This is a genomic window from Nocardioides albidus, from assembly GCF_006335005.1.
GTDB classification, from domain to species: domain Bacteria; phylum Actinomycetota; class Actinomycetes; order Propionibacteriales; family Nocardioidaceae; genus Nocardioides; species Nocardioides albidus.
On the sequence record NZ_VDMP01000026.1, the window covers coordinates 364422 to 371761 of the forward strand.

Consider the following 7340-nt stretch of genomic DNA (forward strand, 5'->3'; position numbering starts at 1 on the left):
GTGTCGGTCGCGATGAGTGCCATCCACGTGACCGGACTGACCAAGCGGTACGGCGACCTGGTCGCCGTCGACGCCGTGAGCCTCGACGTCGCCGAGGGGGAGTTCGTCGGGGTGCTCGGCCCCAACGGCGCCGGCAAGACCACCCTCCTGGAGATGGTCGAGGGCCTGCGCCGGCCGGATGCCGGTGGCGTCGAGGTGCTCGGTGAGCCCGTGTGGCCGCGCAATCCGCGCCTGCAGCCCCGCATCGGGGTCCAGCTCCAGGCCTCGTCCTTCTTCGAGCGGCTCACGGCCCGGGAGCAGATCCGCACCTTCGCCAGCCTGTACGGCGTCGGGCAGACGACCGCCGACGGCTGGCTGGAGCGGGTCGGACTCGCCGACAAGGCCGGGAGCCGGGTCGAGGACCTGTCGGGTGGCCAGGCCCAGCGACTCTCCATCGCCTGCGCGCTGGTGCACGACCCGGAGCTGGTCTTCCTCGACGAGCCGACGGCCGCGCTCGACCCACAGGCCCGACGCAACCTGTGGGACCTGCTGTCCTCGATCAACGACAGCGGCCGCACGGTGGTGCTGACGACCCACTACATGGACGAGGCCGAGGTGCTGTGCGACCGGGTCGCGGTCATGGACCACGGCCGGATCCTCCAGTTCGACACCCCCGCTGCGCTGGTCCGCGGGCTCGACGCCCCGGCCCGGATCCGGGTGGCGCCCGGCGCGCTGACCGCCGAGCAGGCCGGCGCCATCCCGGGCGTCACCGAGACCCGGGCGGACGTCGACGGCGTCGTGCTCGTGACGCGCGACCCGGCCGCCGTGATCGGCGCGCTGGCGGCCGGTGACCACCTCGACGGCGTCACCGTGCAGACCGGCACCCTCGAGGACGTCTTCCTCTCCCTGACCGGACGGGAGTACCGCGCATGAAGGCACTCCAGCACTCGCCGTTCTGGGCGCTCTCGGTCGCGATCCTGCGGGGATTCCTGCGCGACAGGGCGGCGGTCTTCTTCGCCGTCGTCTTCCCGCTGATGTTCCTCGTCCTCTTCGGCGGCATCCTCGGCAACCAGGACCAGTCGAAGGTCGACCTGATCCAGGTCGGTGCGGTCCCGCTCGTCGACGGCCTGCCGAAGGACGCACGCGCTGCGTTCCGGCAGACCTTCGAGGTCGAGCACGCGAAGGACCGCGCCGCGGCGCTGGAGAAGGTCCGCAAGGGCGATGCCGACGTCGCCGTCGAGCAGCGCGGCGACCGGCTGGTCGCCCACTACACCCAGACCGACCAGGTCAAGGCCGCCGTCACCCAGGGGACCCTGCGCGCCTTCGTCGACGGCGCCAACGTCGCGGCGACCGGCCAGCCTCCGACGTACTCCTTCGCGGCGGAGCGGGTCGAGGACGAGTCGCTGTCCGTCATCCAGTTCGTCACGCCGGGCCTGCTCGGCTGGGCGGTGGCGATGAGCGCCGCCTTCGGCTCGGCCGCCACCCTGCAGGGCTGGCGCCAGTCCAAGCTGCTGCGCCGTCTCCAGCTCGCGCCGGTCGGCACCGGCACCATCGTCGCCGCCCGTGTCGCCGTCACCCTGCTCGTCGCGTTCGGGCAGCTCGCGATCTTCCTCGCCCTCGGCGCCGCGGCCTTCGGGCTCACCCTCACCGGGTCCTGGTGGATGGCGATCCCGCTCGTCGCCGTCGGCACCCTGTGCTTCATGGCGATCGGGCTGCTCGCCGGCGCGCTCGCCAAGACCACCGAGGGCGCGGTCAACCTCGCCAACTTCCTCGTCCTGCCGATGGCCTTCCTCAGCGGCTCGTTCTTCCCGCTCGACGGCGCGCCCGCCTGGCTGCAGCGGCTCTCCGACCTGCTGCCGCTCAAGCACTTCAACTCCGGGATGCTCGACGTGATGGTTCGCGGCGAGGGCCCGGCGGCCGCGCTCGCCCCGCTCGGGATCCTCGCGGGCTTCGCGGTCGTGGTCACCCTGCTCGCCGCGCGGCTGTTCCGGTGGGAGACCACCTGACTCGGCAGCGCCTCGGTCGGGTCGCCGCGGATCGGCCCGGTCCGACGGGCTCGTGACATGCTGGTCCCCGGCCATGCGCCGGCTGGACGACGAGGTTGTGGAGGGATCGGCGTTGCAGGGAACCGCTGACGACGGGCTCGCGCCCGCGGTGGGCTGAGCCCATGGAGATCCACGACGTCCTCCGCGAGCTGGTGACCGACCACGGTCCGGCGATCCTCGACGACGCCGGCGGCTTCCGCGGCGTGCTCGACGACGTCCTCGCCGAGGACCAGGCGACCACCGGCGACATCAACCTGCTCGTCGACGCCGTGCGCTTCGGCGTGCTCGGCCCGCTCCGCGAGATGGTCGACGGCGGAGCCGACCCCGGCCGCGCGGTCGAGGAGGCCGGCCTGCGGCTGGCCCGCGACCGTGGGGGCGACGACCAGGCCGCGTCGAGCTGGGCGGCCGCGGTGCTCGGGTACGCCGTCGGCGAGGTCCCGGCCGCGGTGGTGCTCCGCTACCGCTCGAGCCGGCCGGCCACCGGCCGCCCCGGCCACCTGCCGCCTCCCGCGACGGGGCCCGCGCCGACGGTCGCGCCGTACGCCTCACCGGCGCCCACGGCCTGGCCGCCCGCGCCTCCGACGCCGTACGCCGCGCCCGCGTCGTACCCTCCTGCGCCCGGCGCCTACGCCCCGCCCCCGGCATTCGGCGCCGTGCCCCCGCCGAGCAGGAAGCGCGGTGCGACCGGGTGGATCGCCGCGGCCGTCGCCGCCGTGGTGGTCGTCGGCGGTGGCATCGGCGCGGCCCTCGCCCTGAGCGGCGACGACGACCCGTCGCCGAGGCGCGCCGCCACGGGCGATCCGAAGGAGCCCGTGGTCGACGTCGACCCCGCCGCCCTCGACGAGCGCTACAGCTCGCTGGCCAGCAAGATCACCAGCGGTGCGAGCGACTGCACGGCCGGCGAGCCCGGACCGGGGGAGGCCGAGGTCGTGGAGTGCAAGGTGAGCACCGGGACCCTGCGCCTGGTCACCTACGAGGACGAGGCCGCGCTCACCGCCGCCCGCACCGCCCGGCTCGACTACCGCGCCGGCACCATGACCGCCGACAACGACGCGACCGCGCTCTACGAGTTCGACCCCGAGCGCGGCGGCACGTCCGACCCGGCGCTGGTCTACTGGGACAGCAAGGGCGCCCGGCAGTCGGCCCTGCTCGAGGGCGAGGGCACGGCCACCATCGACGCCGTCGTCGCCAGCTTCACCGGCACCTCGCCGCGGGTCACCGAGCCGACCGCTCCGGCCCACCCCAAGCTCCGCGAGTTCATCGACATCAACCTCGACGTCGCCACGTGCACCCGCCAGCGGACCTTCTTCACCGGCGAGACGGAGGAGAGCAGCTGCGAGGCGGACGTCGCCGACATCTCGGTCAGCGTCGGCCGCTACTCGACCCGCAAGCAGATGAAGGCCGAGCGCCGCTACTACAAGGAGCAGTACGACGCCGCGGCCACCCAGGGCGGAGGCGGCACCTGGCAGTTCGGTGAGGGCGAGGCCGAGGGCGGCTACTTCGCCTTCCTCGACGACACCGGCGAGACCGCGACGCTGTACTGGGACTGGAACGCCCCGGACTGCTTCTGCTACGGCGTCGCGTGGAGCTTCGAGGGCGACCTCCAGAAGCTCGAGGACTGGTGGCCCTCCGAGGAGTGAGTCTCCCGGGGGTCCAGGAGGTGGCTACTCGGGCACCGGGACCGTGTCGGCGAGGTCGGGCCGGTCGATGCCGGCGACACCGCCCCGCACCAGCAGCGCCATCGTGGTGTCGTCGCCGCCGATGAGCGCCGGCTCGGCCAGCCACTCGGGCAGCTGCTCGCGCACCCAGGCCAGCCCGTGGGCCCGGGCGAAGCCCAGCAGCTGCTCGCCGGTCTGGCGCCACCATCCCTGCGCGTCGACCCGCGAGCGGCCGAACCCGTCGGTGCACAGGAACACCAGCGCCGCACGCTCGGCCGCTGCGTCCACGACCCCCACCCGGAGGGCGTCGAGGGGACGCGGCTGGCACAGCGAGCTGGTGTGCAGGCCGTCGAGGTCGGGGTCCTCGGGGAGCGGCCGCGACGCGGTGCCGTCGGTCGCGACGAGGACGGAGTCGCCGTCGCCGATCTGGAGGAGGACCATGACGTCGCCCGCCGCGGCGGCGGCCAGGATGGTCGAGCCGTAGGCGCGCAGCGGGTCCGCGGACGCCCCGAGCTCCTCCTCGGCGGAGGAGTACGGGTTGGCCGTGAGGTGGTGCTCGACCTTCGCGGTCCAGGTCTCGACGATCGCGGCTCCGGCCCGGGCGGCGCGGTCGCGGGCGCTCTCGTCGGCCGCGGTGAGGTCCGGCAGGATCCGGCGCAGCTCCTCGACCGCGCTGACGACGGCGAGCGCGGCGCCGGTGTCGCTGCGGAAGTGGGACTTGTGGCCGTGGCCGTCGGCGACCGCGACCACCGCCTGGCCCTGCGCCTGGTCGCTCCAGGTGAGGACGGCGTCCTGGATCGGCAGGTGGTCGCGGACGTGGACCGAGCCGATCGTCGTACCCGACAGGGCGGTCCACACCGGAGCGACGTCCGGCCGGTCGGTCATCCCAGGGTGCTCCAGATCGGCTCGCCGATCGGGCTCGGCGGGACCGCGGTCACGCCGGAGCCGGGGCCGACGACGGGCCGCGAGGCGACCTTGCTGGCGGCCTTCGAGGCCCACACGATGTATTCGACGAGCTGCTCGGGGTTGTCGGCGCGCAGCAGCGGGACGTCCTCGTCGCCGATGAAGCGGCGCAGGGAGTGCATGTCGGCGTCGCGACCGACGCCGAGGGCGAGGCGTACGGCGGTCGCCCCCCACCGGTTGTTGAGCAGCGCCTGCAGGCCCTCGGCGAAGGTCACGCCGCTGCTCTGGGTGGGACGTCCGTCGGAGACGAGGATGATCGCCGGCGGGAACGCGCTGTCGGCCTCGTCGAGGTGGTCGAGGGCGCCGGCCAGGGTCTGCAGCGCGCTGCCGAGCTCGGTGAACCCGCGCGGCACCGCCTCGAGCCGACGCCAGTGGATCTGGTCGACCGGCGTGGGCTCCTCGATGATCCACTGCGGCTCGTTGGCGAACGCCAGCACCCGCACCAGCATCTCGGCGTGCGGGTTGGCCCGCGCCTCGTCCTTGAGGTGGGGCAGCACCTCGGTGATCGCGTTGTTGAGGGCCTGGATCCGGCCGCCACGCAGCATCGAGCCCGACACGTCGAGCACGAAGATGAAGTGCAGCGGCTTGCGCGCCAAGGCGCCACCGAGCCGATCGCTCATCGCTGGCCTCTCTTCCACTGCTCCCACCGGGAGCTGGGGCCCCGGGTCGGTTCGAGGCGCTGGGTTTCAACTATCCCCGAACTGCTCAGGTTATAGCCTGTCACGGGTCCACGAACGCGATAACGGAGGTCGGGCACACCCATGGTGCTGGCGGAGGGCGTCGAGGTCGACCTCGGGCCGTTGGGGCGCGCCCGGGTGACCTCACTGCTCGGCCAGGGCGGCCAGGGCTACGTGTTCGAGGTACGCCGCGACTCCGGCGAGCCGCTGGCCCTGAAGTGGTACAAGTCCGAGAGCGCCACGGCCCAGCAGTACGACGAGATGCAGCAGCTCGTCGAGATCGGCTCACCTCACCAGCGCTTCCTGTGGCCGCTGAGCATGGCGCGGGTCGGCACCGAGCCCAGCTTCGGCTACGTCATGCACCTGCGCCACCCCCGCTTCCTCGAGCTCAGCTATCTGCTGCTCAACGCCGATCGCGACGGCAAGCCGCTCGACGTGTCCTTCGCCTCGATCATCGAGCTGTGCCGCCAGCTGAGCTACAGCTTCCTCCGGCTGCACGCCCGCGGCCTGTGCTACCGCGACATCTCGTTCGGCAACGTCTTCTTCGATCCGGGCAACGGCGACGTGCTGATCTGCGACAACGACAACGTCGGCATCGACAACGGCACGGGGCGGGTGCTCGGCACGCCGTACTTCATGGCGCCGGAGGTGGTTCGCGACACGACCTACCGCACCCTGCCCAACACCGACACCGACCGGCACTCGCTGGCGGTGCTGCTGTTCTACGCGCTCTTCCTCGGCCATCCGCTGGAGGGGAAGCGCACCGACGCGGGCATGCGCGACGCGCACTGGCTGATGACCCACTTCGGGACCGAGCCGCTGTTCTGCATGCATCCGACGCGGGAGGAGAACCGCCCCGCGCAGATCGTGCAGCAGTACTGGAACATCTATCCGCAGTTCCTGCGCGACCTGTTCGTGCAGGCGTTCGTCGGCGGCCTGGACGATCCCGGCGCGCGGATCACCGAGGGCCAGTGGATCAAGGCGCTGGACCGCCTGCGCGACGGCATGCTCGCGTGCCCGACCTGCGGGACCACCAACTTCTGGAGCACGGGGGACGACAGCGTGACCTGCTGGCAGGACGGGACCGAGGTGCGCCCGCCGTACCTCCTCGAGGTCGGGCGGCGCACCGTCGCCGTGGGACCGCAGACCACGGTCCGCTCCGACCATCTGACCTCCGGTGTCGACCACCCGCACGTGCTCGCCGAGGTCCGCCGCCACCCCAAGGCCCCCGAGCGGTGGGGCCTCCACAACGCCTCGGACTTCTCGTGGCCGGTGGCCTATCCCGGCGGCCAGAGCTTCCTGCTCGAGCCCGGCCGCACTCTCGAGCTCGTCGCCGGCGCGCGGATCCAGATCCGCAACGCGACGGTGCAGGTGCGCCGCCCGGCTCCGAGCGGTCAGGGGTGAGCGCGATGTCGAGGCCGGCCCTGGTCGTCGAGGTCGAGGGCCGCGTCCTGCGCCTCGAGGGCAAGAGCGTCTACCGGATCGGCCGAGCCATCGAGGCCGACGTGGTGCTGACCGCCGGGTCGGTGTCGCGCCAGCACGCGGAGCTGCAGGCGACCGACGGCGGCTGGGTCCTGGTCGACAACGGCAGCCAGTTCGGGACCTACGTCGAGGACGAGCGGGTCACCGAGTATCCCGTCGAGCGGCGGATCACCGTCCGCTGCGGTCCTCCCGCGCCCGGCGCGACGCTGGCGGTCATCCCCGCGGCGGAGTACGACGTCGTGGCGGCGACGCCCGTCGCCCCCGCCCCTCCGGCTCCTCCTGCTCCGCCGGGCACCACGCCGCCGGGCACCCCGCCGTTGGGCACCCCGCCGTTGGGCACCCCGATCGGCTCCGGGTCCCCGTGGGCACCGCCGTCCGGCGCGCCGATGCCGTCGATGGGCCCGCCGCCGTCGGTGCCCGCCCCGGGCGCGCGCCCGGCCGCCGCGCCCGGACTGCCGCCGGCGGTCTCCGGCAACGACGCCACCCAGATCCTCGCGATGCCGAGGGTCCCGGCCGGCGCGCCCGGTCCCGCCCCC

7 protein-coding genes are annotated in these 7340 nt (G+C 73.4%); 5 read left to right on the forward strand and 2 right to left on the reverse strand.

Features of this window, described 5'->3' with window-relative positions; translation table 11 throughout:
• The first annotated feature begins 12 nt into the window (after positions 1-12).
• From FHP29_RS17570 to FHP29_RS17580, 3 genes are all read left to right on the forward strand, one after another.
• A complete protein-coding gene (locus FHP29_RS17570; protein WP_139624153.1) occupies positions 13-912 on the forward strand; it encodes an ABC transporter ATP-binding protein in 900 nt (299 codons plus the stop codon).
• Positions 909-1985 carry an ABC transporter permease gene (locus FHP29_RS17575; RefSeq protein WP_139624154.1) on the forward strand — a complete coding sequence of 359 codons (1077 nt, stop codon included), beginning with the start codon at positions 909-911 and terminating at the stop codon, positions 1983-1985. Before FHP29_RS17570 ends, FHP29_RS17575 begins: the two co-directional genes overlap by 4 nt.
• A gap of 161 nt (positions 1986-2146) precedes the next feature.
• Positions 2147-3664, forward strand: coding sequence for a hypothetical protein (locus tag FHP29_RS17580; protein ID WP_139624155.1), 1518 nt, complete (start codon positions 2147-2149; stop codon positions 3662-3664).
• Positions 3665-3688: 24 nt separating this feature from the next.
• Here FHP29_RS17580 and FHP29_RS17585 read toward each other — a convergent pair whose 3' ends face one another.
• Together FHP29_RS17585 and FHP29_RS17590 are read right to left on the reverse strand one after the other, a co-directional pair.
• Positions 3689-4567, reverse strand: a complete 879-nt coding sequence (locus FHP29_RS17585; protein WP_139624156.1) for a protein phosphatase 2C domain-containing protein — start codon at positions 4565-4567, stop codon at positions 3689-3691.
• The gene (locus FHP29_RS17590; RefSeq protein ID WP_139624157.1) at positions 4564-5265 is read right to left on the reverse strand and encodes a vWA domain-containing protein; all 702 of its coding nucleotides are present in this window, start codon (positions 5263-5265) and stop codon (positions 4564-4566) included. Before FHP29_RS17590 ends, FHP29_RS17585 begins: the two co-directional genes overlap by 4 nt.
• 141 nt (positions 5266-5406) lie before the next feature.
• Between FHP29_RS17590 and FHP29_RS17595 the strand changes: the two genes are divergently transcribed.
• Positions 5407-6726 carry a protein kinase domain-containing protein gene (locus FHP29_RS17595; RefSeq protein WP_139624158.1) on the forward strand — a complete coding sequence of 440 codons (1320 nt, stop codon included), beginning with the start codon at positions 5407-5409 and terminating at the stop codon, positions 6724-6726.
• A gap of 5 nt (positions 6727-6731) precedes the next feature.
• Positions 6732-7340 (forward strand): FHA domain-containing protein (locus tag FHP29_RS21845; protein WP_158296620.1); only part of this gene is annotated, 609 nt, incomplete at its 3' end.

Bases quoted from the DNA above. Each gene is read 5' to 3' on its own strand.
- FHP29_RS17570 (WP_139624153.1), top strand. From the start codon at position 13: ATGAGTGCCATCCACGTGACCGGACTGACCAAGCGGTACGGCGACCTG.
- FHP29_RS17575 (WP_139624154.1), top strand. From the start codon at position 909: ATGAAGGCACTCCAGCACTCGCCGTTCTGGGCGCTCTCGGTCGCGATC.
- FHP29_RS17580 (WP_139624155.1), top strand. From the start codon at position 2,147: ATGGAGATCCACGACGTCCTCCGCGAGCTGGTGACCGACCACGGTCCG.
- FHP29_RS17585 (WP_139624156.1), bottom strand. From the start codon at position 4,567: ATGACCGACCGGCCGGACGTCGCTCCGGTGTGGACCGCCCTGTCGGGT.
- FHP29_RS17590 (WP_139624157.1), bottom strand. From the start codon at position 5,265: ATGAGCGATCGGCTCGGTGGCGCCTTGGCGCGCAAGCCGCTGCACTTC.
- FHP29_RS17595 (WP_139624158.1), top strand. From the start codon at position 5,407: ATGGTGCTGGCGGAGGGCGTCGAGGTCGACCTCGGGCCGTTGGGGCGC.